The organism is Vibrio astriarenae (assembly GCF_010587385.1).
Taxonomy (GTDB): domain Bacteria; phylum Pseudomonadota; class Gammaproteobacteria; order Enterobacterales; family Vibrionaceae; genus Vibrio; species Vibrio astriarenae.
Genome location: NZ_CP047475.1, coordinates 624,156 through 647,973, shown reverse-complemented (window position 1 = coordinate 647,973; position 23,818 = coordinate 624,156). Strand labels below are relative to the sequence as shown.

Annotated in this window: 18 protein-coding genes, 4 tRNA genes and 3 rRNA genes; 2 read left to right on the top strand and 23 right to left on the bottom strand. The window is 46.9% G+C overall.

Annotation, left to right across the window (positions count from 1 at the left end):
- Positions 1 to 8 precede the first annotated feature (8 nt).
- The 13 genes from GT360_RS03190 to trmJ form a co-directional block, all read right to left on the bottom strand.
- Positions 9 to 947: a RodZ domain-containing protein gene (locus tag GT360_RS03190; RefSeq protein WP_164647473.1), complete on the bottom strand. Its 939-nt coding sequence runs from the start codon at positions 945 to 947 to the stop codon at positions 9 to 11.
- 306 nt (positions 948 to 1,253) lie between these two features.
- Complete coding sequence (gene rlmN / locus GT360_RS03185) at positions 1,254 to 2,378, bottom strand: dual-specificity RNA methyltransferase RlmN (RefSeq protein ID WP_164647472.1); 1,125 nt, start codon at positions 2,376 to 2,378, stop codon at positions 1,254 to 1,256.
- Between the two features lie 172 nt (positions 2,379 to 2,550).
- A complete protein-coding gene (ndk, locus tag GT360_RS03180; protein ID WP_164647471.1) occupies positions 2,551 to 2,979 on the bottom strand; it encodes a nucleoside-diphosphate kinase in 429 nt (142 codons plus the stop codon).
- 31 nt (positions 2,980 to 3,010) lie between these two features.
- The gene (gene pepB, locus GT360_RS03175; protein ID WP_164647470.1) at positions 3,011 to 4,306 is read right to left on the bottom strand and encodes an aminopeptidase PepB; all 1,296 of its coding nucleotides are present in this window, start codon (positions 4,304 to 4,306) and stop codon (positions 3,011 to 3,013) included.
- 139 nt (positions 4,307 to 4,445) lie between these two features.
- Positions 4,446 to 4,640 (bottom strand): Fe-S cluster assembly protein IscX, encoded by a 195-nt coding sequence (gene iscX, locus GT360_RS03170; RefSeq protein WP_164647469.1) that lies wholly within the window; start codon positions 4,638 to 4,640, stop codon positions 4,446 to 4,448.
- Between the two features lie 47 nt (positions 4,641 to 4,687).
- Complete coding sequence (gene fdx / locus GT360_RS03165) at positions 4,688 to 5,026, bottom strand: ISC system 2Fe-2S type ferredoxin (protein WP_164647468.1); 339 nt, start codon at positions 5,024 to 5,026, stop codon at positions 4,688 to 4,690.
- Between the two features lie 12 nt (positions 5,027 to 5,038).
- Complete coding sequence (gene hscA / locus GT360_RS03160; protein ID WP_164647467.1) at positions 5,039 to 6,892, bottom strand: Fe-S protein assembly chaperone HscA; 1,854 nt, start codon at positions 6,890 to 6,892, stop codon at positions 5,039 to 5,041.
- Positions 6,893 to 6,908: 16 nt separating this feature from the next.
- Positions 6,909 to 7,424 carry a co-chaperone HscB gene (gene hscB / locus GT360_RS03155; protein WP_164647466.1) on the bottom strand — a complete coding sequence of 172 codons (516 nt, stop codon included), beginning with the start codon at positions 7,422 to 7,424 and terminating at the stop codon, positions 6,909 to 6,911.
- A 59-nt stretch (positions 7,425 to 7,483) separates the two neighbouring features.
- A complete protein-coding gene (gene iscA / locus GT360_RS03150; protein WP_164647465.1) occupies positions 7,484 to 7,807 on the bottom strand; it encodes an iron-sulfur cluster assembly protein IscA in 324 nt (107 codons plus the stop codon).
- Between the two features lie 58 nt (positions 7,808 to 7,865).
- Positions 7,866 to 8,249 (bottom strand): Fe-S cluster assembly scaffold IscU, encoded by a 384-nt coding sequence (gene iscU, locus GT360_RS03145; protein ID WP_164647464.1) that lies wholly within the window; start codon positions 8,247 to 8,249, stop codon positions 7,866 to 7,868.
- A 54-nt stretch (positions 8,250 to 8,303) separates the two neighbouring features.
- Entirely contained in the window at positions 8,304 to 9,518 is a 1,215-nt protein-coding gene (locus GT360_RS03140; RefSeq protein ID WP_164647463.1) for an IscS subfamily cysteine desulfurase, read from the bottom strand.
- Positions 9,519 to 9,545: 27 nt separating this feature from the next.
- Entirely contained in the window at positions 9,546 to 10,052 is a 507-nt protein-coding gene (gene iscR / locus GT360_RS03135) for a Fe-S cluster assembly transcriptional regulator IscR (RefSeq protein ID WP_164647462.1), read from the bottom strand.
- 106 nt (positions 10,053 to 10,158) lie between these two features.
- The gene (gene trmJ, locus GT360_RS03130) at positions 10,159 to 10,899 is read right to left on the bottom strand and encodes a tRNA (cytosine(32)/uridine(32)-2'-O)-methyltransferase TrmJ (protein ID WP_164647461.1); all 741 of its coding nucleotides are present in this window, start codon (positions 10,897 to 10,899) and stop codon (positions 10,159 to 10,161) included.
- 175 nt (positions 10,900 to 11,074) lie between these two features.
- Between trmJ and suhB the strand changes: the two genes are divergently transcribed.
- Positions 11,075 to 11,878 carry an inositol-1-monophosphatase gene (suhB, locus tag GT360_RS03125; RefSeq protein WP_164647460.1) on the top strand — a complete coding sequence of 268 codons (804 nt, stop codon included), beginning with the start codon at positions 11,075 to 11,077 and terminating at the stop codon, positions 11,876 to 11,878.
- Between the two features lie 551 nt (positions 11,879 to 12,429).
- Here the strand turns inward: suhB and GT360_RS03120 are convergent.
- The 10 genes from GT360_RS03120 to rluD form a co-directional block, all read right to left on the bottom strand.
- A tRNA-Trp gene (locus tag GT360_RS03120) sits at positions 12,430 to 12,506 on the bottom strand.
- A 34-nt stretch (positions 12,507 to 12,540) separates the two neighbouring features.
- Positions 12,541 to 12,617: transfer RNA gene (locus GT360_RS03115), tRNA-Asp, on the bottom strand.
- 56 nt (positions 12,618 to 12,673) lie between these two features.
- Positions 12,674 to 12,789, bottom strand: a 5S ribosomal RNA gene (rrf, locus tag GT360_RS03110).
- A gap of 89 nt (positions 12,790 to 12,878) precedes the next feature.
- Positions 12,879 to 15,765 (bottom strand): 23S ribosomal RNA (locus GT360_RS03105).
- 301 nt (positions 15,766 to 16,066) lie between these two features.
- A tRNA-Ala gene (locus GT360_RS03100) sits at positions 16,067 to 16,142 on the bottom strand.
- Between the two features lie 40 nt (positions 16,143 to 16,182).
- Positions 16,183 to 16,259: transfer RNA gene (locus GT360_RS03095), tRNA-Ile, on the bottom strand.
- Positions 16,260 to 16,324: 65 nt separating this feature from the next.
- Positions 16,325 to 17,876: ribosomal RNA gene (locus GT360_RS03090) — 16S ribosomal RNA — on the bottom strand.
- Together the 16S, 23S and 5S rRNA genes with 4 tRNA genes alongside form the textbook arrangement of a ribosomal RNA operon.
- A gap of 537 nt (positions 17,877 to 18,413) precedes the next feature.
- Positions 18,414 to 20,987 carry an ATP-dependent chaperone ClpB gene (gene clpB / locus GT360_RS03085; protein ID WP_164647459.1) on the bottom strand — a complete coding sequence of 858 codons (2,574 nt, stop codon included), beginning with the start codon at positions 20,985 to 20,987 and terminating at the stop codon, positions 18,414 to 18,416.
- Positions 20,988 to 21,147: 160 nt separating this feature from the next.
- Positions 21,148 to 21,885 carry a peptidoglycan editing factor PgeF gene (pgeF, locus tag GT360_RS03080; protein ID WP_164649556.1) on the bottom strand — a complete coding sequence of 246 codons (738 nt, stop codon included), beginning with the start codon at positions 21,883 to 21,885 and terminating at the stop codon, positions 21,148 to 21,150.
- A 3-nt stretch (positions 21,886 to 21,888) separates the two neighbouring features.
- On the bottom strand, positions 21,889 to 22,866 hold the full coding sequence (gene rluD / locus GT360_RS03075; RefSeq protein WP_164647458.1) for a 23S rRNA pseudouridine(1911/1915/1917) synthase RluD: 978 nt from the start codon (positions 22,864 to 22,866) through the stop codon (positions 21,889 to 21,891).
- A 129-nt stretch (positions 22,867 to 22,995) separates the two neighbouring features.
- On the opposite strand from rluD, the gene bamD reads away from it, so the two are divergent.
- Positions 22,996 to 23,721, top strand: coding sequence for an outer membrane protein assembly factor BamD (bamD, locus tag GT360_RS03070; RefSeq protein WP_164647457.1), 726 nt, complete (start codon positions 22,996 to 22,998; stop codon positions 23,719 to 23,721).
- Positions 23,722 to 23,818: the final 97 nt, after the last annotated feature.

The window sequence follows — 23,818 nt, the reverse complement described above, 5'->3', positions numbered from 1 at the left end:
AATGTTTACTATGGTAAGGTGATTCTAGCTACTTTACCTGCAGTATACCCAGAAAGGTCGACTGGTTCACTCGCAAAAGTGATAGAAACATTCTGAGGCGCTCCTAAAATGAGACTGTAACTGCCTTCTTGATCGAAATCGAGGACCTCACCAGCCGTTTTAGTACCAATAGCTAGAGTCTTACCTGTCGCATCTTTTACCTGCAACCAACAGTCGCCATCAAGAGTAATACGCAGGCGTGGTAAAGCTTGTGGCTCTGAAATAACCACTTCTTGAGTATCGTCTTCAGAAGCATTAACGGCTTCGTCAAGTAACTCATCAACAACGGCAGGTGTTTCTGATACCGTTTCGTTGTCTAACGCCGTTGACTCTTCAACACCTGCATCCAGCGCCGCTGTTTCGTTATTCGATGTTGCTTCTACCACGGCTTCTTGGCTATCGATAGTCACCACTTCCTCAATAGTCGGCAGTGTTTCAGCAATCTCTACCACCTCTGAAGTTGGCGTTGTCTCTTGAACCATTTCTAGTTCACTATTATCACGCTCATTGAACCACCAGAGTACAGAGATCCCAACAATAGCGATAAGAATACCCCAAGTGATCAACATGATGCGGCTATCATGCTTCTCTTTGTTGGTTTTCTTGGAAAAGCTGTGCATCTCTTGCTCTTTGTATTGAGTAGAGTCATGCCCATCGAGCGCGCCTAAAATTTCACTTTCAGGAATACCCATCAATTTGGCATAGTTACGAATATATCCACGAGTAAACGTTGCCACTTGTTGTTGAGAGAAATCGTTATTCTCTATGTTTTTTATCACTGATACCTTGAGGCAAAGACGCTCCGCTACTTGCTGTTGTGACCAGCCAAGCTCTTGTCGTTTTGCTTGAAGCAATGTACCTGCTTGTATCTGTGGAGTGTCTACTGCACTCGTTTCTTCATTTGTCATCGAGAATCTTATTTAAGTTAGTCTACTCGGTGGAGTTATCGTTCTTATTTTTCGTGAACCGAATAGAGAATGTGCTTGAGTTATAATAACCGCGTTAAGTTACAAAATAGCCATTAGACGAGACAGCGGTTGAAAAAACTATGTTTATCTAATTCATTCTAATAGATATTAGTCATGAAACAACATGAGCAAGCGGCAGAAATTGACTACTCATCAATATTTTTTCAGAAAACTGACATTTTCTAGCCATAAAAACGTGAAAAACCAGGTCTTTTGACCTGGTTTTTCAGATATATAGGTTAACAATTAGACACTTTTTACGTCTATCGTCTCGCCTTTTGCTACACGATTCACTTGAGTGCGCTTAGTTCGGTCAATCACGTCACCCACGAGCTGACCACAGGCCGCATCAATATCGTCACCGCGAGTTTTACGCACTGTCACTGTGTGATCGTACTGCATAAGTGTCTTTTGGAAACGGTCAATTCGCGAATTACTCGGTTTCTTGTATGGAGAGCCCGGGTATGGGTTAAACGGAATCAAGTTAATTTTACACGGCGTATCTTTTAACAGCTCCGCTAGCTCTCGTGCGTGGTCCATGTCATCGTTGACATGGTCAAGCAACACGTACTCAATGGTTACTTTGCCGCGGTTAGCGTTTGAAGTTGCGATGTAGCGACGCACAGAAGCCAGGAAGTCTTGAATGTCCCAGCGATCATTAATCGGCATGATAGAACTGCGTAGCTCATCATTTGGCGCGTGTAATGAGATAGCCAATGCCACATCAATTTGTCCCGCCATTTGATCAAGGCCTGATACCACCCCCGAGGTTGAGACCGTGACGCGGCGCTTAGACAAACCAAAGCCAAGATCATCTAACATGATTTCCAGAGATGGAATCAAATTCTTCATGTTAAGCAATGGTTCACCCATGCCCATCATGACCACATTGGTAATCGGGCGACGACCCGTTTCCTTCTCTAAACCGACTTCACGTGCAGCACGCCACACCTGACCGATAATTTCAGAGACTTTCAAGTTACGGTTGAATCCTTGCTGCGCTGTTGAACAGAACTTACATTCCAGCGCACAACCTACCTGAGAAGAGACACAAAGTGTCGCTCTGTCGTCTTCCGGGATATAAACCGTTTCAACATCTTGCCCGCCAACACGCATCGCCCACTTAATCGTGCCATCCGATGAGTGCTGAGCATCAGAAACAACCGGTGCAACTACCTCACACTTTTGATGCAGCTTCTCACGCAGTTTCTTGTTGATGTTCGTCATTTTATCGAAATCATCGATACCAAAATGGTAGATCCACTTCATCACTTGGTCAGCACGAAATGCTTTCTCGCCTAGTTCATCCGCGAAGAATGCTCGCATTGCCTTGCGATCAAAATCGAGTAGATTGATTTTTTCTGTGGTCATATGGCCTCTCAAATGACAGAACACGAAATAAGGGCGCGAATTGTACAGCCTTTACGCGACCACAACAAGTGTTGTGCAATGTGAGATACCTAAGCTATTGATTGGTAGTGATTGAAGAGATGAAGATAAAAACAACCCCAAGCCGAGGCTTGGGGCTGATAACGAGATTCCATTAAGTGCGAGGGTGGATTTCGGCACTTGGGAAAAAGAACTCTATTTCTCGCGCAGCGGACTCTGGGCTATCAGAACCATGTACCGAGTTATGACGCATACTCAACGCATAGTCAGAACGAATGGTGCCACAGGCTGCTTCTTCTGGGTTAGTCTTACCCATCAGTTCACGATAACGGCAGATCGCATTTTCACCTTCAAGCACTTGCACCATAATTGGCCCAGAGGTCATAAAGGCTTTCAGGTCATCGAAGAATGGCTTGCCTTCATGCTCTGCATAGAAGCCACTGGCTTGTTCTTCATTAAGGTGTAGCATCTTTGCCGCAACGATTCTTAAGCCCGCTTTTTCAATACGGTTGTAGATTTCACCAATCAAATCACGCCTTACTGCATCAGGTTTAACGATAGAAAATGTTCTCTCTAAAGCCATATATTTTCCCTTTAATTGTTCTCTTTCTCTGTTATTTTGCTGCGTCAGTCAATACGCGTGCAAGCGTGCGTACACCTACACCCGTCGCGCCGGCAGACCATTTATCTGTTGCTGACTTACGGTAAGTTGCTGCGCAATCAAAATGCAACCAACCATTTTTGTAATCTTCGACAAAATACGACAAGAATGCCGCTGCTGTACTCGCTCCCGGTACGTAATCGCCGCTGCTGATATTGGATAGGTCAGCAAAATTAGAAGGCAGCATACCACGATGGAAATCTGCTAATGGCAGTGGCCAAAGCCCCTCTTTCTCTTCACGCGCAGCGGTTAGCGCTTGATGTGAAAGCTCATCATCAAAGCTCATTAATGCGTGATAGTCATTCCCCAATGCATTCTTAGCGGCGCCAGTGAGTGTCGCGCAGTCGATGATAAGCTCTGGGTTTTGCTCGCTAGCATAAAGAAGGCCATCAGCCAGTACTAGACGCCCTTCCGCATCCGTATTCATGATCTCGACTGTTTTACCGTTTTTATAGGTAATGATGTCACCTAGCTTAAGCGCTCGACCAGAAATCATATTCTCTGCACAACATAGTATCAGCTTCACGCGCTTGTTTAACCCGCGCTGAATCGCAAGACCAAGGCCGCCTGTAATCGTACCTGCCCCACCCATGTCGGCCTTCATCGCCGTCATAAAGTTAGATGGCTTAATGCTGTAACCACCTGAATCAAAGGTAATACCTTTACCTACAAGACACGCAAATACAGGCGCATTCTCGTCACCTGTTGGGTTGAAATCGAGCTGCAGCATCGCAGAAGTGCGCTCAGAGCCACGACCTACCGCGTAAATACCCTGCCAACCTTCAACCAATAGGTCTTTATCTTTAACAATCTTGGCAGTCACCGTACCTTTCGGTGCAACCGACTTGATGTACTCTGCCGCCATCGTTGCTAATTGGCGCGGTGCGACTTCCTCAGCAGGCTTATTGATGATGTCGCGAACAAACGCCGCAGCATTGATTCGAGCTTCCAATTCATGTTGTTCATCATCGCCCAGCGGTTGCCATTCAAGTGCGTTGGTTTTCTTAGGGTTAGAGTAACCTTGATGAAATGCCCAAACTGACTCTAAGTCCCAACCTTCACCTTGCAGTGATACTGAGCGGATGCCTTGGCTGTCGAGCTTGCGTGCGGCACGTTGAATAACGCCGAGATCGTGATTTTGATCCTGATGGATGATGGTTCCATTTTCATTGAATGAAATGATCGCTTTATCGCCCCACTGCTCCGCAGCTGGCGATTGGCTTAAATGCACTAACATCTGGTTAGACATAGTCTCTCCTTGTCTTGCAGCCTCAGAGAGCTGCTATCTTTGTTTTGTCTTGGGATGTTAGCATTATGTACGGCTTAAGTGTCAATTAGATAAAAAAAGCGAGCCCTAAGGCTCGCTTTTGCGGTTTAACGCTCTATTTCTAATCGTATTCGTCCATCCAGCACAGAATGACCGCTTCGAGGATTTTTTCATTGCAGTGATTCGGATCATCCTCAAACTCCTCAAGTTCCATAATCCACTGGCGCAGATCGGTAAACCTGACTGTTTTGGGGTCCGTATCTGGAAACTGATCGCAAAGCTCTATTGCAATATCGCGAGAATCTGTCCATTTCATATCATCTTCCTTCACTCATTGATTCACTGGTGAACTGTTCGCTTTAATTAATGATCTTCTGATGCATGGTTAAGCGTGTATTTAGGGATCTCTACCACTAAGTCTTCATCCGCTATTTTCGCTTGGCAACCCAGACGAGATTCTGGCTCCAGCCCCCAAGCTTTGTCTAACATGTCATCTTCAAGCTCTTCACTCTCTTCTAGGGAGTCGAAACCTTCACGAACAATGACGTGACACGTTGTACAGGCGCAAGACTTTTCACAGGCGTGTTCGATACCGATACCATTTTTTAGTGCAACATCCAGAACCGTCTCACCTGTACTCGCTTCTAAAACAGCGCCTTCAGGGCACAGATCTTCGTGTGGTAAAACAATAATCTTAGGCATAATGTTTGTCTCTTAAATATCGTCAACTGACTGACCGGAAAGGGCAGCTCGAATCGACTTGTCCATTCGACGCGAAGCGAATTCTTGGCTCGCTTTGTCTGTATCTTTAATTCCCTGCTCAATCGCATCTGTATTGTCGCCGTTGCGCAGGTCAATTAGTTGTTCAATCACTTTTAGGAGGCTTTGTTGCTCTTGTTCAGACAATAGCTCGTCACCATCAGCCTGCAGCGCAGCAACCAAACCCTCGATAACACGGTCAGCTTCGACACGTTGCTCTGCAAGGGCGCGAGCATCCATATCTTGTTTTGCATGCGTCATCGAGTCTCGCAGCATGTTTGCTACTTCGTTGTCACTGAGTCCATAGGATGGCTTAACCTGAATTTCAGATTGAACGCCGGTGCTCTTCTCCATTGCGGTTACAGACAAAAGCCCATCGGCGTCGATTTGGTAAGTCACACGAATATGTGCTGCACCCGCAGCCATTGGAGGAATACCTTTCAATGAGAAACGTGCCAGAGAACGACAGTCATCGACCATCTCTCTCTCACCCTGCACAACATGCACAGACATCGCAGTTTGGCCATCTTTAAAGGTTGTGAACTCCTGAGCTCTCGCCACAGGGATGGTCGTATTACGCGGCACGATTTTTTCAACCAACCCACCCATGGTTTCAATGCCCAGAGAGAGCGGGATAACGTCCAAAAGTAACATCTCTGAATCAGGTTTGTTACCCGCCAGAATATCGGCTTGAATACCAGCCCCAATCGCAACCACTTCATCTGGGTTGATACTCGTAAGAGGTGTTTTTTCAAAGAAGTCACCCACCATTTCACGCACGAGACCTGTGCGGGTAGAGCCGCCGACCATGACAACTTCTAGTACGTCATCGACCTCTACATCAGCATCTTTCAACGCACGACGACATGACATCAGTGTTTTCTTAACGAGAGGGCGAATTAGAGACTCAAACTCCTCTCTGGAAACTTGCCCATGCCAGCCTAGTAGCTCGACATCTACAACCTCTTGCTGTGAAAATGCAATCTTTGTTGTAGTCGCAACGTTTAGGACAACGCGGTTTTGTTCAGGAGTCAGCGGTGTCGCAATGCCAGACTGTTCAATAAGGTACTCGGCTAGCAAATGGTCAAAATCGTCACCACCTAATGCAGAATCACCACCGGTAGCCAACACCTCAAACACCCCCTTTGATAGGCGCAAAATTGAGATATCGAAAGTACCGCCACCAAGGTCATAAACAGCAATCGTGCCCTCTTGACCAGAATCGAGGCCATAAGCAATCGCTGCCGCCGTTGGCTCATTCAAAAGGCGCAGCACATGCAGACCAGCAAGTTTCGCAGCGTCTTTCGTGCCTGCTCTCTGAGCATCATCAAAATAAGCAGGTACCGTAATCACGACGCCAGCTAATTCACCACCTAGGGTTTCTTCTGCCCGTTGACCAAGGGCCTTTAGAATATCTGCAGATACTTCAATTGGGTTCTTATCACCCGCTGCCGTCATCAGTACTGGCAAGCCATTGTCACTGGCTTTAAACTGGTAAGGCAAAGAAGGGTAACGCTGATTGATATCTGCCAACGAGCGACCAATCAGGCGCTTAACCGAAATGATGGTGTTTGACGGGTCGGTCTCTGCTTGGCTTTTTGCCAAGTAACCGATATCTGGTGTTTCACCAGAATAATTAACGATAGAAGGAAGAATACTTCTGCCTTCAGAGTCCTTTAGGGTTATCGCGCTACCGCTGCGGACAGAAGCTACCAATGAGTTTGTGGTACCGAGATCAATACCTGCCGCTAACTTATGTTCATGCGGCGCCGAGCTCTGGCCTGGCTCTGCTATTTGAAGTAATGCCATTGGAGGTCCTTTGTAACTAGTCGAGTAGGTGATCTTCTACTCGTTCAATTTCTAATTTGAGCTTTGCGATAAATTTTAGCTTACGCACAGTGTCGGCAACATCACCCCACAACTGAGCATCCAATCGCTCTTCAAGCTGTGATAAATGCTGTTTGTACATTTTGCTGACTTTACGGTCAAAGTCGAATAAGTCGTCAGCGCCATCTGGGCTAGCTGAAATATGCTCCAACTCTTCACGCAATTCCATTTGTTCCATTAAAAACATTGGATCTTGCAGAGTCTGCTGCTCTCCTCTCAATTCGATATCATTGAGAGACAAAATGTACTCCGCTCTAGAAATGGGCTGCTTCAGTGTTTGATAGGCATCATTGATTTCTGATGCTTTTTGGACAGCCATCAAACGATCTCGTTCGGAAGCGCTGGCAAAGTTGTCAGGGTGAAATCGTTTTTGTAATTCGCGGAATTGAGAAGAAAGAAGGCTACCATCCAGATCAAACTGGTTTGGTAGCCCAAATAATTCAAAGTAGTTCATACAGAGTTCAATCCTTGGTCTTTGAACAGCGAGGGCTATGCCCTCACTATAGTCATACACTAGACGTTAAAGCTCTCACCACAACCACACTCGCCTTTGGCGTTAGGGTTGTTAAACTCAAAGCCTTCATTCAAGCCTTGCTTAACATAGTCAAGCTCTGTGCCATCAAGGTAAACCAAACTCTTTTGATCAATAATCACTTTCACACCAGCGTGCTCAAAGACTTCGTCTTCTTCATTGAGTTCGTCAACGAACTCAAGTACGTAAGCCATACCCGAACAACCCGTGGTTTTAACACCTAAACGAAGACCAATACCTTTGCCTCGATTATCTAGGAAAGATCTCACTCGGTCTGCTGCGGATTCTGTTAATGAAATGGCCATACTACACCCTGGTTTTCAGTTTAAATTTCTTCTGGCGAGCTTGGCGCTCGCCACTTGATTATTGGTCGTGCTTTTTTTTGTAATCAGCAACAGCTGCCTTGATTGCATCTTCAGCAAGAATAGAGCAGTGAACTTTTACTGGTGGAAGCTCAAGCTCTTCTGCAATTTCAGCGTTTTTAATTGCTGCCGCTTCATCGATTGACTTACCTTTAACCCACTCTGTAACCAGTGAGCTAGAAGCGATAGCACTGCCACAGCCGTACGTTTTGAACTTCGCATCTTCAATAATACCTTCTGGTGTTACTTTGATCTGAAGTTTCATCACGTCACCACATGCAGGTGCACCAACCATACCACTACCCACATTTGGATCTTCTTTATCGAAAGAGCCTACGTTACGTGGGTTTTCATAGTGATCAATTACTTTTTCGCTATATGCCATAATAATTTACCTCGAATCCTCTATATCAATCCATTGGAATGATGAGTACGTTGATTAGTGGTGTGCCCACTCAACGGTGCTCAAATCAATCCCTTCTTTGTACATATCCCATAGAGGAGACATGTCGCGCAGTTTAGTTACTGCAGTACGAATTTGTTCAATTGCATAGTCCACCTCTTCTTCTGTCGTAAAGCGACCAAAAGAGAAACGAACTGAGCTGTGCGCAAGCTCATCATCTAGGCCTAATGCACGTAATACGTAAGAAGGCTCCAAGCTTGCAGACGTACATGCACTGCCTGATGACACTGCTAGGTCTTTAAGAGACATGAGCAATGACTCACCTTCAACAAAGGCAAAACTTACGTTCAAGTTGTGCGGTACGCGTTGGTCTAAATCACCATTTACTGTTACGGCCTCAAGATCTTTCACACCGTCTAGCAAGCGATTACGTAGCGCCATTGCGTGGTCGTAATCTTTTTGCATGTCTTCTTTAGCGACGCGGAAAGCTTCACCCATACCAACGATTTGGTGCGTAGGTAACGTACCTGAACGGAAACCACGCTCGTGGCCGCCACCGTGCATCTGAGCCTCAAGACGAATACGAGGCTTACGACGTACGTAAAGTGCACCGATACCTTTTGGACCGTATGCCTTGTGCGCCGATAGTGAAATCAGATCCACTTTCATTTCTTGCACATCGATTGGCAACTTACCTGCTGACTGAGCAGCATCGACATGGAAAATAATCTTACGTGAGCGGCAAAGCTCTCCGATAGATGCGATGTCTTGAACCACACCAATTTCGTTATTAACGTGCATGATAGACACCAATACTGTGTCTTCACGCATTGCTGCTTCAAGTTTGTTTAAGTCGACAATACCATTTGATTCTGGCTCAAGGTAAGTGACTTCAAAACCTTCACGCTCAAGTTGACGACATGGGTCCAAAACCGCTTTGTGCTCAGTTTTGACCGTAATAACGTGCTTGCCTTTCTTTGAGTAGAAGTGTGCTGCACCCTTGATCGCTAGGTTGTCTGACTCTGTTGCACCCGAGGTGAAAACAATCTCACGTGGGTCTGCATTTAATAGGTCAGCAATTTGCTCTCGAGCAGTGTCCACCGCTTCTTCCGCTTGCCAACCATAACGGTGTGAACGTGACGCAGGGTTACCAAACGTCCCGTCCATAGTCATGTACTGAACCATTTTTTCTGCAACTCGCGGATCGACTGGGCAAGTTGCTGAGTAATCAAGATAAATAGGCAGTTTCATTATTTTCTCCAGTGTAATACCTTGCCACTATGAGCGAACGTCAACGCCAATTGAAGATAAGCTCGAGCCACTGTGTGTAAGGCTATGATTTAGCGCAAGATCGATATCTTGCTTATCAGAGATCTCTAGGACTTCGTTGTCCTTCATCAATTGGCCCAATGTGATGTTATTGAGGAAATCTGAGATTCGTGCACTCAGGTCACGCCATAACGTATGTGTCAGGCAGCGAGTTCCGCCCTGACAATCACCTTTACCGTTGCATTTAGTCGCATCTACGGACTCATCAACAGCAGAGATCACGGTACCAATTGATATTGTATTTGCTTCAGCTCCCAAACGGTAACCACCGCCAGGGCCTCTTACACTCGCGACAAGACCGGCTTTTCTCAACTTAGAAAAAAGCTGTTCAAGATACGAAAGCGAAATCCCTTGTCGCTCTGAAATATCAGCCAAAGGAACGGGGTTCTGCTGTGAATGAAGAGCCACATCGAGCATGGCTGTCACTGCATATCGTCCTTTCGATGTTAATCTCATAATTCATCCTTTCCACACTGTTTATGTGGTAAGGAGTTTTTCATACCTGACTAAAATGGTCAAGTATTTATTTGACTAAAATAGTCAGGTATTTTTTAGAACCTAACTATTTCAAATTATTTGTTTTCTCTATCGCAGTAAGTACACCACGAAGAATGTTCAGCTCTTGAGATTCAGGACGCGCGCGAGTAAACAGGCGACGCAATTTGTCCATCACCTTCTGCGGCTTATCCTTCTCAATAAAGTGGGTATCGTACAGGACTTTTTCAAGGTGTGAATAGAATTGTTCTAACTGTTCATAGCGAGGGTATTCCGTTTGCTGTGCTGGTGCGTATTGACTCTGCTCCATTGCCAAATATGCCATACGAATTTCGTAAGAAACGGTTTGTACTGCCATCGCCAAGTTCAAAGAGCTGTATTCAGGGTTAGCTGGTATTGTCAGGTGGTACTGACATTTCTGCAGCTCATCATTTGTTAGCCCTGTGCGCTCACGGCCAAAGACGACGGCAACAGAACCTTCGCTATCCTTGTTAGCCAGGGCTTGGACCAATTTTTCGCCACACTCGCGTGGCTCAACCATTGGCCAATCTAACGTCCTTGAGCGTGCACTGGTACCAATCACTAACGAGCAATCAGCAACAGCTTGTTCTACTGTGTCAACAATTTCAGCGTTCATCGCAACGTCACTCGCTCCTGCAGCTAATGCCGTTGTCTGGCCATCTCTCTCACACTGGGGGTCAACAAGTACAAGGTTTGATAGTCCCATAACCTTCATTGCTCTGGCTGCGGAGCCAATATTACCTGCATGAGATGTGCCTACAAGAACGATTTTAACGCGGTCTAACATGTCGATGGTTTACCCCTTTAGAATGGACGCAGAATGTTAGCATATTAATAAGAAGCACGTCATATTGATTTAAAAAAGCAAGCAAAAAGAGCAAAAAATAACCACTTCCATTTGTAAAAATAACTGATATACTCGTCACGTTTTTTGTTCTTTAACATCCGTTGGGAAGATATCTATGCATCCTATGCTGAATATTGCTATTCGTGCAGCACGAAAAGCAGGTAACCATATCGCTAAATCACTAGAAAATGCTGACAAAATTGAATCTACACAAAAAGGTACGAACGACTTCGTAACTAACGTAGACAAAGAAGCAGAAGCCATCATCATCGATACGATCAAAAACTCGTACCCTGATCACTCTATCGTTGCTGAAGAAAACGGTCTTATTGAAGGCAAAGACAAAGATGCACAGTGGATCATCGACCCTCTGGATGGCACGACTAACTTCGTAAAAGGTCTGCCACACTTCTCTGTTTCTATCGCAGTACGCCTTAACGGTAAAACTGAGGTAGCGTGTGTTTACGATCCAATCCGTAACGAGCTATTTACCGCTCAACGTGGTGCTGGCGCTCAACTAAATAACACTCGTATCCGTGTTAAACAGCTTAAAGATCTTCAAGGTACTGTTCTAGCAACAGGTTTCCCATTCAAGCAGAAGCAACACAGCGAATCTTATCTAAAGATTCTGTCTTCTCTATTTGTAGACTGTTCAGACTTCCGTCGTACAGGTTCAGCGGCACTTGACCTGTGTTACGTAGCTGCAGGCCGTGTTGATGGCTTCTTTGAACTTGGCCTAAAACCTTGGGACATTGCCGCTGGTGAGCTAATCGCTCGTGAAGCTGGTGCTATCGTTACTGACTTTGCTGGCGGTACAGACTACATGAAGTCTGGCAATGTTGTTGCTTCAAGCGCTCGTGGCGTTAAAGGCATCATCAAGCACATTCGTGAAAACGGCAACGAAGCACTGCTTAAGTAATTCGTTTTTCGTTAAGAATATTAAACCTCGCTTCGGCGAGGTTTTTTTATGCGCGTAGCGTGCTCATTTCTATCCAATAGCCAACCTAGATAATCTCTATTAACGAGATAAACTAACGAGTCTAGTCGTACATACGGGGCGTTACTGCGGGGCTATTCTGTGCTTATTGTTGAGGATTGGCTTGAGTTACTACGTACCAATTTGTATAAGCATATGGACACTGTACACTAATGAATAACAAACTTAGATGAGTCTTGAAAGTTTCGGTATTTTCGTAAAGAGACTATGAGAGCGGGGTAAGGTACCTGACACTTAGCATTTAGCTGAGTAGAGCCATTTAACCTAGCGAGTAACCTAGATTAACAATCCACCCTACGAAAGTTCTCTTTTCAAAGATACAAACGTAAAAAAGCCCCGTTCTTTCGAACGAGGCTTTGATAGATGGCAGGGGTGGAGAGATTCGACCGGGCTGGCGATCCTGCTCCCAACACTCGCTTTGAAAAAGCGACAAATGTAAAAAAAGCCCCGTCGTTCGACGAGGCTTTAATGTGTGGCAGGGGTGGAGAGATTCGAACTCCCAACACGCGGATTTGGAATCCGCTGCTCTGCCAATTGGAGCTACACCCCTATCTTCGTGTTTAATGAGACGACTCTCGAATTAATGGCGGAGTGGACGGGACTCGAACCCGCGACCCCCGGCGTGACAGGCCGGTATTCTAACCAACTGAACTACCACTCCGCAGTGGTCTATTTAAAGTCTTATCTAAATCGTGCTTCAAATAGATAATGTTCAAAGCCTGGCGATGTCCTACTCTCACATGGGGAAGCCCCACACTACCATCGGCGCTATTGCGTTTCACTTCTGAGTTCGGCATGGAATCAGGTGGGTCCACAATGCTATGGTCGCCAAGCAAATTCTTAATTCGGAAAGCTTTTAAAAGTTAATGTGCACACATTCAATATTCTTGCTTTGAGTCCATCAAAACCCCTTGGGTGTTGTATGGTTAAGCCTCACGGGCAATTAGTACAGGTTAGCTCAACGCCTCACAACGCTTACACACCCTGCCTATCAACGTTCTAGTCTCGAACAACCCTTTAGGACACTTAAAGTGCCAGGGAAGACTCATCTCAGGGCTCGCTTCCCGCTTAGATGCTTTCAGCGGTTATCGATTCCGAACTTAGCTACCGGGCAATGCGTCTGGCGACACAACCCGAACACCAGAGGTTCGTCCACTCCGGTCCTCTCGTACTAGGAGCAGCCCCCTTCAATCTTCCAACGCCCACGGCAGATAGGGACCGAACTGTCTCACGACGTTCTAAACCCAGCTCGCGTACCACTTTAAATGGCGAACAGCCATACCCTTGGGACCGACTTCAGCCCCAGGATGTGATGAGCCGACATCGAGGTGCCAAACACCGCCGTCGATATGAACTCTTGGGCGGTATCAGCCTGTTATCCCCGGAGTACCTTTTATCCGTTGAGCGATGGCCCTTCCATACAGAACCACCGGATCACTATGACCTGCTTTCGCACCTGCTCGAATTGTCATTCTCGCAGTCAAGCGGGCTTATGCCATTGCACTAACCTCACGATGTCCAACCGTGATTAGCCCACCTTCGTGCTCCTCCGTTACTCTTTGGGAGGAGACCGCCCCAGTCAAACTACCCACCAGGCACTGTCCTCACCCCAGATAATGGGGCTAAGTTAGAACATCAAACATACAAGGGTGGTATTTCAAGGATGGCTCCACAGATACTGGCGTACCTGCTTCAAAGCCTCCCACCTATCCTACACATGTAGGCTCAATGTTCAGTGCCAAGCTGTAGTAAAGGTTCACGGGGTCTTTCCGTCTAGCCGCGGGTACACTGCATCTTCACAGCGATTTCAATTTCACTGAGTCTCGGGTGGAGACAGCGTGGCCATCATTACGCCATTCGTGCAGGTCGGAACTTACCCGACAAGGAATTTCGCTACCTTAGGACCGTTATAGTTACGGCCGCCGTTTACCGGGGCTTCGATCAAGAGCTTCGACCTAAGTCTAACCCCATCAATTAACCTTCCGGCACCGGGCAGGCGTCACACCGTATACGTCATCTTACGATTTTGCACAGTGCTGTGTTTTTAATAAACAGTTGCAGCCACCTGGTATCTGCGACTCCCCATAGCTCCATCCGCAAGGGACTTCACCGCGAGGAGCGTACCTTCTCCCGAAGTTACGGTACCATTTTGCCTAGTTCCTTCACCCGAGTTCTCTCAAGCGCCTTGGTATTCTCTACCCGACCACCTGTGTCGGTTTGGGGTACGATTCCTTACAATCTGAAGCTTAGAGGCTTTTCCTGGAAGCATGGCATCAATGACTTCACTACCGTAGTAGCTCGACATCGTGTCTCAGCCTTAAAAAGAGCCGGATTTACCTAACTCTTAAGCCTACGCACTTGAACCTGGACAACCGTCGCCAGGCCCACCTAGCCTTCTCCGTCCCCCCATCGCAATTGTAAGAAGTACGGGAATATTAACCCGTTTCCCATCGACTACGCCTTTCGGCCTCGCCTTAGGGGTCGACTTACCCTGCCCCGATTAACGTTGGACAGGAACCCTTGGTCTTCCGGCGAGGAGGTTTTTCACCCCCTTTATCGTTACTCATGTCAGCATTCGCACTTCTGATACCTCCAGCAGACCTTACAGTCCACCTTCAACGGCTTACAGAACGCTCCCCTACCCAATGACCTAAGTCATTGCCGCAGCTTCGGTGTATAGCTTAGCCCCGTTACATCTTCCGCGCAGGCCGACTCGACTAGTGAGCTATTACGCTTTCTTTAAATGATGGCTGCTTCTAAGCCAACATCCTAGCTGTCTAAGCCTTCCCACATCGTTTCCCACTTAGCTATACTTTGGGACCTTAGCTGGCGGTCTGGGTTGTTTCCCTCTCCACGACGGACGTTAGCACCCGCCGTGTGTCTCCCGGATAGTACTCACTGGTATTCGGAGTTTGCAAAGGGTTGGTAAGTCGGGATGACCCCCTAGCCTTAACAGTGCTCTACCCCCAGTGGTATTCGTCCGAGGCTCTACCTAAATAGATTTCGGGGAGAACCAGCTATCTCCAGGTTTGATTGGCCTTTCACCCCTAGCCACAAGTCATCCGCTAATTTTTCAACATTAGTCGGTTCGGTCCTCCAGTTGATGTTACTCAACCTTCAACCTGCCCATGGCTAGATCACCTGGTTTCGGGTCTATATCCAGCAACTCGACGCCCAGTTAAGACTCGATTTCTCTACGGCTCCCCTAGATGGTTAACCTTGCTACTGAATATAAGTCGCTGACCCATTATACAAAAGGTACGCAGTCACACCACGAAGGTGCTCCTACTGCTTGTACGTACACGGTTTCAGGTTCTATTTCACTCCCCTCACAGGGGTTCTTTTCGCCTTTCCCTCACGGTACTGGTTCACTATCGGTCAGTCAGTAGTATTTAGCCTTGGAGGATGGTCCCCCCATATTCAGACAGGATATCACGTGTCCCGCCCTACTCGATTTCACTGATGATGAGATGTCGGTTACGGGGCTATCACCCTGTATCGCGCCACTTTCCAGAGGCTTCACCTGTCTCATTAAAAGCTTAAGGGCTAATCCAATTTCGCTCGCCGCTACTTTCGGAATCTCGGTTGATTTCTTTTCCTCGGGGTACTTAGATGTTTCAGTTCCCCCGGTTCGCCTCACTAACCTATGTATTCAGTTAGTGATAACACCTTATGGTGCTGGGTTTCCCCATTCAGGAATCTCAGACTCAAAGATTTTTACTATCTAATCTGAGCTTATCGCAAGTTAATACGCCTTTCATCGCCTCTGACTGCCAAGGCATCCACCGTGTACGCTTAGTCACTTAACCATACAACCCGAAGGAGTTTCGAGTTGTTGTTTAAACAACCAAAGTTGTCTGCAATTTTTATACATGATGCAGACTCGATTTTGCCGGACTCAAATATAAGTATCTTTCGATACTTCCAAGAACACTTGAATGTGTGTTGGTACCTAAAACCGTAGTTTTAGGATTTGAGAACTTTTAATTGAATAACAACGCATCTCAAAGAGATGGGGATTGTTGTTATTCGTCAGCTTTCCAAATTGTTAAAGAGCAAGATTTCTTTCGAAACCATTTTTAAAGATTCTTAAGAAAGAACACTTAAAGATGGTGGAGCTAAGCAGGATCGAACTGCTGACCTCCTGCGTGCAAGGCAGGCGCTCTCCCAGCTGAGCTATAGCCCCATCAATAGGTGATGTCGTCGCCAATCTCCTGGGAGGAAATTGGTGGGTCTGAGTGGACTTGAACCACCGACCTCTCGCTTATCAGGCGAACGCTCTAACCACCTGAGCTACAGACCCGACATCATCTCTTTAATTCTATAAACCATCAATCTGTGTGAACACTCATCGCAATAATCATCGTATAAGGAGGTGATCCAGCCCCAGGTTCCCCTAGGGCTACCTTGTTACGACTTCACCCCAGTCATGAACCACAAAGTGGTGAGCGTCCTCCCGAAGGTTAAACTACCCACTTCTTTTGCAGCCCACTCCCATGGTGTGACGGGCGGTGTGTACAAGGCCCGGGAACGTATTCACCGTGGCATTCTGATCCACGATTACTAGCGATTCCGACTTCATGGAGTCGAGTTGCAGACTCCAATCCGGACTACGACGCACTTTTTGGGATTCGCTCACTCTCGCAAGTTGGCTGCCCTCTGTATGCGCCATTGTAGCACGTGTGTAGCCCTACTCGTAAGGGCCATGATGACTTGACGTCGTCCCCACCTTCCTCCGGTTTATCACCGGCAGTCTCCCTGGAGTTCCCACCCGAAGTGCTGGCAAACAAGGATAAGGGTTGCGCTCGTTGCGGGACTTAACCCAACATTTCACAACACGAGCTGACGACAGCCATGCAGCACCTGTCTCAGAGTTCCCGAAGGCACCAATTCATCTCTGAAAAGTTCTCTGGATGTCAAGAGTAGGTAAGGTTCTTCGCGTTGCATCGAATTAAACCACATGCTCCACCGCTTGTGCGGGCCCCCGTCAATTCATTTGAGTTTTAATCTTGCGACCGTACTCCCCAGGCGGTCTACTTAACGCGTTAGCTCCGAAAGCCACGGCTCAAGGCCACAACCTCCAAGTAGACATCGTTTACGGCGTGGACTACCAGGGTATCTAATCCTGTTTGCTCCCCACGCTTTCGCATCTGAGTGTCAGTATCTGTCCAGGGGGCCGCCTTCGCCACCGGTATTCCTTCAGATCTCTACGCATTTCACCGCTACACCTGAAATTCTACCCCCCTCTACAGTACTCTAGTCTGCCAGTTTCAAATGCTGTTCCGAGGTTGAGCCCCGGGCTTTCACATCTGACTTAACAAACCACCTGCATGCGCTTTACGCCCAGTAATTCCGATTAACGCTCGCACCCTCCGTATTACCGCGGCTGCTGGCACGGAGTTAGCCGGTGCTTCTTCTGCAGCTAACGTCAAACGAGCACGCTATTAACGTACCCGCCTTCCTCACTGCTGAAAGTGCTTTACAACCCGAAGGCCTTCTTCACACACGCGGCATGGCTGCATCAGGCTTGCGCCCATTGTGCAATATTCCCCACTGCTGCCTCCCGTAGGAGTCTGGACCGTGTCTCAGTTCCAGTGTGGCTGATCATCCTCTCAGACCAGCTAGGGATCGTCGCCTTGGTGAGCCTTTACCTCACCAACTAGCTAATCCCACCTGGGCTAATCTTGACGCGAGAGGCCCGAAGGTCCCCCTCTTTGGCCCGAAGGCATTATGCGGTATTAGCTATCGTTTCCAATAGTTATCCCCCACATCAAGGCATATTCCCAGGCATTACTCACCCGTCCGCCGCTCGCCGCCCATGATTTCCACCGAAGCTTCTATCATGTCGCTGCCGCTCGACTTGCATGTGTTAGGCCTGCCGCCAGCGTTCAATCTGAGCCATGATCAAACTCTTCAATTTAAGATTTTGATGTTCCGAAGAACTGACTCAATGAATACTGACTTCAAAACTACTAATGTAATTTTAAAGCTATTATCGTTCCAACAGAACGATAATGAATTGACTGTGCCGATACTAAGTATCGATTGGTCACTCAGTTCATTGAAATCTAAGTTGAAGCCTAAGCTTCATTTTGGATTATCATCAACGAGTGCCCACACAGATTGATAGGTTTATATTTTTAAAGAGCTTGCTTTGGCTAACAGTGAAGTTCATCTCAAAGCGGAGGGTCATTCTAGCCAAATAACCGATAGTGTCAAACACTTTTTCGGATTATTTTTTGAAGCTATCTAATTAACTTCTATGACCTTTTGTCATTCACTTAAAACCGCTGGTTTTGCGTGACAACGGAGGCGCATTATAGAGATTCATTTGAGCTTGGCAAGAGCAAAAACTAGAAAATCATCTTCAAAGCAACCAAGTGGACAGATATTAGACAAATCGAGCAAAAGAGGGGCAAAACTATCGCTTTGCCCCTCTTTAATTCAAGTTATGAATCTATTGCTGTGCGGAGATTGAGTCATTCTCAACAATCAAACGAATCATTTTGTCAGGCACAATCTCTCCACCTAAGATTGACTTGGCTAATGGATTCTCTACTGTTTGTTGAATCGCGCGTTTGAGTGGACGTGCACCATAAACAGGATCGAAGCCTACCTGCGCTATCATATTAAGAGCCTCGTCACTTGTTTCAAGTAAGAACCCTTTCTCTTCCATTCGTTTTGCTAAACGAGCTAATTGAATAGACGCAATCGACTTAATATGCTCTCTGCCTAAAGGATGGAAGACGACGCTCTCGTCTACGCGGTTTAAGAACTCTGGACGGAAGTGCTTGCTGACAACATCCATGACCTCGTTCTTGATGCCCTCATAATCTAATTGGGCAAAGTTTTCCTGAATGCGATTAGACCCCAGATTTGAAGTCATGATCACGACGGTATTGCGAAAATCGACCGTTCTACCTTGTCCATCCGTTAAGCGGCCATCATCCAACACCTGCAATAAGATATTGAACACATCTGGATGCGCTTTCTCCACTTCGTCTAGTAATATGACTGAATATGGTTTTCTTCGCACCGCTTCAGTTAAGTACCCGCCCTCTTCGTAACCAACATAACCTGGAGGTGCACCGACTAGCCTTGCAACAGAGTGTTTTTCCATAAACTCTGACATATCGATACGTACCATGGCGTCTTCACTATCAAACATGAAGTTTGCCAGCGTTTTACACAATTCAGTCTTACCTACCCCTGTAGGTCCTAGAAATAGAAATGAACCAATTGGTCGATTTGGGTCCGATAATCCCGCTCGACTGCGACGAATTGCGTTAGCAACAACATCCACCGCCTCTTTTTGGCCAATCACTCGTTTGTGCAGAACCTCTTCCATGCGCAGCAACTTCTCTTTCTCCGCTTCTAGCATTTTGGATACAGGAATACCTGTTGCTTTCGAGAGTACTTCCGCAATTTCGCTATCCGTTACCTTATTACGCAGCAACGTCATCTCCTGCATTTCTGCTTGAGTAGCAAGATCAAGTTGCTTCTCTAGTTCAGGGATACGGCCATATTGCAGCTCTGACATCCGATTCAAATCACCCGCACGACGAGCAAAGTCCATGTCCATGCGCGCTTGTTCAAGTTCCGCCTTGATGTGCTGAGTACCAGATAAGGCCGCTTTTTCAGCGTTCCATACCTCTTCTAACTCCGCAAACTCTCGCTCTTTCTCTCTCAGCTCTAGATTAAGTGAGTTCAGGCGTTTTTCACTCGCATCATCCGATTCGTTTACTAGGGCCTGCTGCTCTATCTTTAACTGGATGATTTTTCGTTCTAGCTTATCTAGCGATTCCGGCTTGGAGTCGATTTGCATGCGGATACTTGATGCCGCTTCGTCAATAAGGTCAATGGCTTTATCAGGCAGTTGGCGATCTGATACATATCGATGAGACAAGCTTGCTGCTGCCACGATCGCAGGGTCGGTAATCTCCACATGGTGGTGAAGTTCATAGCGCTCTTTCAGACCACGGAGTATCGCCACCGTATCTTCCACTGTCGGTTCATCCACCAGCACTTTTTGGAAGCGGCGCTCCAGTGCAGGATCTTTCTCTATATATTGACGATATTCATCAAGAGTCGTTGCGCCGACACAGTGCAGTTCTCCTCGGGCTAATGCAGGCTTTAACATGTTGCCCGCATCCATAGAGCCTTCACCTTTGCCCGCACCCACCATGGTATGCAGCTCATCAATAAAGAGGATGATATTGCCCTCTTCTTTTGAAAGCTCATTGAGGACTGATTTCAAACGTTCTTCAAACTCACCTCGGTATTTTGCACCCGCGACGAGTGCCCCCATGTCTAAAGAGAGGACTCGGCGTCCACGAAGTCCCTCTGGTACTTCGTTGTTGATGATGCGTTGAGCAAGCCCCTCGACGATGGCAGTTTTACCTACACCAGGTTCACCGATGATAACTGGATTGTTTTTAGTACGGCGCTGTAGCACTTGAATGGTGCGGCGGATTTCATCATCACGCCCAATCACTGGGTCAAGCTTGCCTTGCTCTGCCCGCTCAGTCAGATCTATCGTGAATTTCTCTAGTGCCTGACGCAACTCTTCTGCATTTGGAGCATCCACCTTTTGACCGCCTCTGATCTTTTCGATTGCTTGAGCAACTTTTTGCTCTGTCAAACCGACTTCTTTCAACAAGGAGCCCAATGGACCTTTGTCTTCTAGTGCAGCCAAAAGGAATATTTCAGATGAGATGTAGCTGTCTTGGCGCTTTTGAGCGACTTTGTCACATAGGTTGAACATGCTACCCATGCCAGTCGAAAGTTGTACATCCCCACCGATACCACTGACTTTGGGTAGTCGGTCGAGTAATTCACTCAGTTTTGAACGTAGCTGCATAACGTCAACATTAAGCATCGTTAATAAGGGACGAATTGGGCTACCATTTTGATCAAGCAGTGCCACCATCAGATGCACAGGCTCAATGTATTGATGATCTCTCCCTAACGCTAAAGATTGCGCATCAGAGATAGCAACTTGGAATTTGCTAGTAAAACGATCAAGACGCATATAGGCCTCCATTAATGTCAAACAACTACAGATGTCACCTTGGAAACTGTAGTGGCAAAATTTATCGCGCTGTGTGGCGCGCGTCATATAACATTAAATGGAACTGTGAAACGGAAATTTCAAGGGGAGAGAAATCGACAAGTGAGTCGAAATACAAAATTTAAGAGGTCTCCTCCATCCAGATACACGTCACCTGTCGACCGGTTTGACCATCTCGACGGTAGGAGAAAAATTGCTCTGGATTGCTATATGTACAGCGGGTGTCGCGAGAGATATTGGTCACACCTGCACGGTTAAGCGCTTGTGTCGCTAGCTGATGCATATCGGCAAAAAACTTATCGTCATTATTTGCACTCTGTTTGAACGCCGACTTAGCCTCTAAGTAACGACCAACAAACTCATCATACACATCTTGACCCACTTCAAACGCATCTGGACCAATAGCAGGCCCGAGCCATGCCATGACTTTTCCTGAGAACTGACTCACTGCATTTTCAATAATGCCATCAGCAAGCCCTCTCCAGCCCGCATGAACGGCTGCCACTTGACGTCCCTGCTCATCAGCGAGGAGAACAGGGAGACAGTCTGCCGTCATTGCAGCACAAACAACCCCAGGTGTGCGGGTAAATGAGGCATCAGCATCAAGCACCTCATCCGTTGCATTTTCCAACTCTAACACCGTATTTGAGTGAGTTTGGTTCAACCAAACTGGGGCTGACGGCATTTTTGAAGCACGCGCTAATCGAACTCGATTGGTCGTTACATCTTGCTCACTATCCCCAACATGCATACCCACATTGAGTGACGCATAAGGTTCAGCCGACACGCCTCCTTCTCTGATAGAAGAGATCGCTCGAATGTTGTTGGGCACAGGCCAGTTAGGGACAATAAACATAATGAATTAGAACTCGTCGTTTAGGCCATGAAGCTCTGTATCTGCACGCAGTGCTTCCGTCATTACCACCATGTCATCAGGGATAGGGGCATGGAACTCGACCTCCTCTCCTGTGACTGGGTGCTCAAATCTTAGCATTGCCGCGTGAAGCGCTTGGCGATCAAACTGACGAATCATTTCTGTCACCTCTACTGATGCTTCACGTGGAATACGCGCTCGACCACCGTAGGCAATATCACCTAGAAGTGGGTGCTGTAGGTACGCCATATGCACACGAATTTGGTGCGTACGACCTGTTTCTAGGCGGAGGCGAATACGTGTATGTTCACGGAAGTGCTCAGCGACACGATAGTGTGTGACTGCAGGTTTTCCTGTTGGTGTAACGGCCATTAGCGTACGCTTAGTAGAATGGCGACCAATAGGCTCCTCAACACGCCCACCCGCCGTCATACGACCAATCGCAATCGCTTCATATTCACGCGTAATCTTACGTTTTTGTAGTGCACGAACCAGACGCGTTTGAGAGCGTACGGTCTTAGCCACCACCATGAGTCCTGTTGTATCTTTATCAAGACGGTGGACAATACCTGCTCGTGGAACTTCCGCTATGTCTGGATAGTGATGCAAAAGGGCATTAAGCACAGTACCATCAGGTGTACCTGCTCCTGGGTGTACGACAAAATCGCGTGGTTTGTTGATGACCATAATATCGTCATCTTCATAAACGATATTCAGCGGAATGTCTTGTGCTTCCCAGCGTTCTTCATCTTCAAGCTCAGCCTGTAAAACAATCACCTCGCCACCCATCACTTTGGTGCGTGGTTTTGTGACGACTTGACCATCCATTGATACCTTGCCAGCCAATAGCCACTCCTTGAGGCGTGAGCGAGAAAAATCAGTAAACATTTCTGCTATTGCCTGATCCAGACGCTGACCTAATTGGCTATCTTGTACGGTTTGTGTTAACTCAATCTGTTGTGCCATATCGAACTTTTTTAAAAACTGTGAGACTAATGACCACTACTGTGGAAGAATAGGCGCTATTGTATCTGTTACAGTGTAGAAAGTAACGGAAGCGCAGAAAATATTTAATTTATGGATTGAACACCTGACATGAAATACCGCACTTTATCAGGCTTATTAGCAACTGCACTTCTTTTTGGCTGTTCGAGCAGCGAAGAAATCGTACCCGATGTCCCACCATCAGAGCTCTATGCCGACGCACAAGTTGCACTGCAAAGTGGTAACTGGCTTACTGCTATTGAACAATTAGAAGCACTGGATTCTCGCTATCCATTCGGTGCATATTCAGAGCAGGTACAGCTTGACCTTATCTATGCGTACTACAAAAACGATGACTTGCCACTAGGTCTTGCAACCATCGAACGCTTTATGCGTCTAAACCCAACTCACGACAAAATTGACTGGGTACTCTACATGCGCGGTCTGACGCACATGGCACAAGATCGTAACTTTATGCACGACATCTTTAATGTCGACCGCAGTGACCGCGACCCAGAGCCGGTAAAAGCTGCATTTGCAGACTTCAAACGCCTACTCGAGCGTTACCCTAATAGTCAATATGCAAATGATGCACGTCAACGCATGCTATCTTTGACTAACCGTCTGGCTGAATATGATCTTGCTACGGCAGATTTCTATCTACGTCGTGAAGCTTGGATCGCCGCGATCAATCGCGCTCAAGAGCTGCAGCGCACTTTCCCAGAAACCGAAGCCGCGCGCAAATCTCTTCGCATTCAACTTGAAGCGTATGAGAAACTTGGTCTAGATGAACCCGCGCAGCGTACTCGCGAGCTAATCGATCTAAATCCGATCTAAATCCGATCTAAGCTTTTAGCATCAATTACTCATAAAATTAGCATCAATTGCTCATAAAAACGGTGGCTTAAAGTCGCCGTTTTTTTATTGTTTTTAG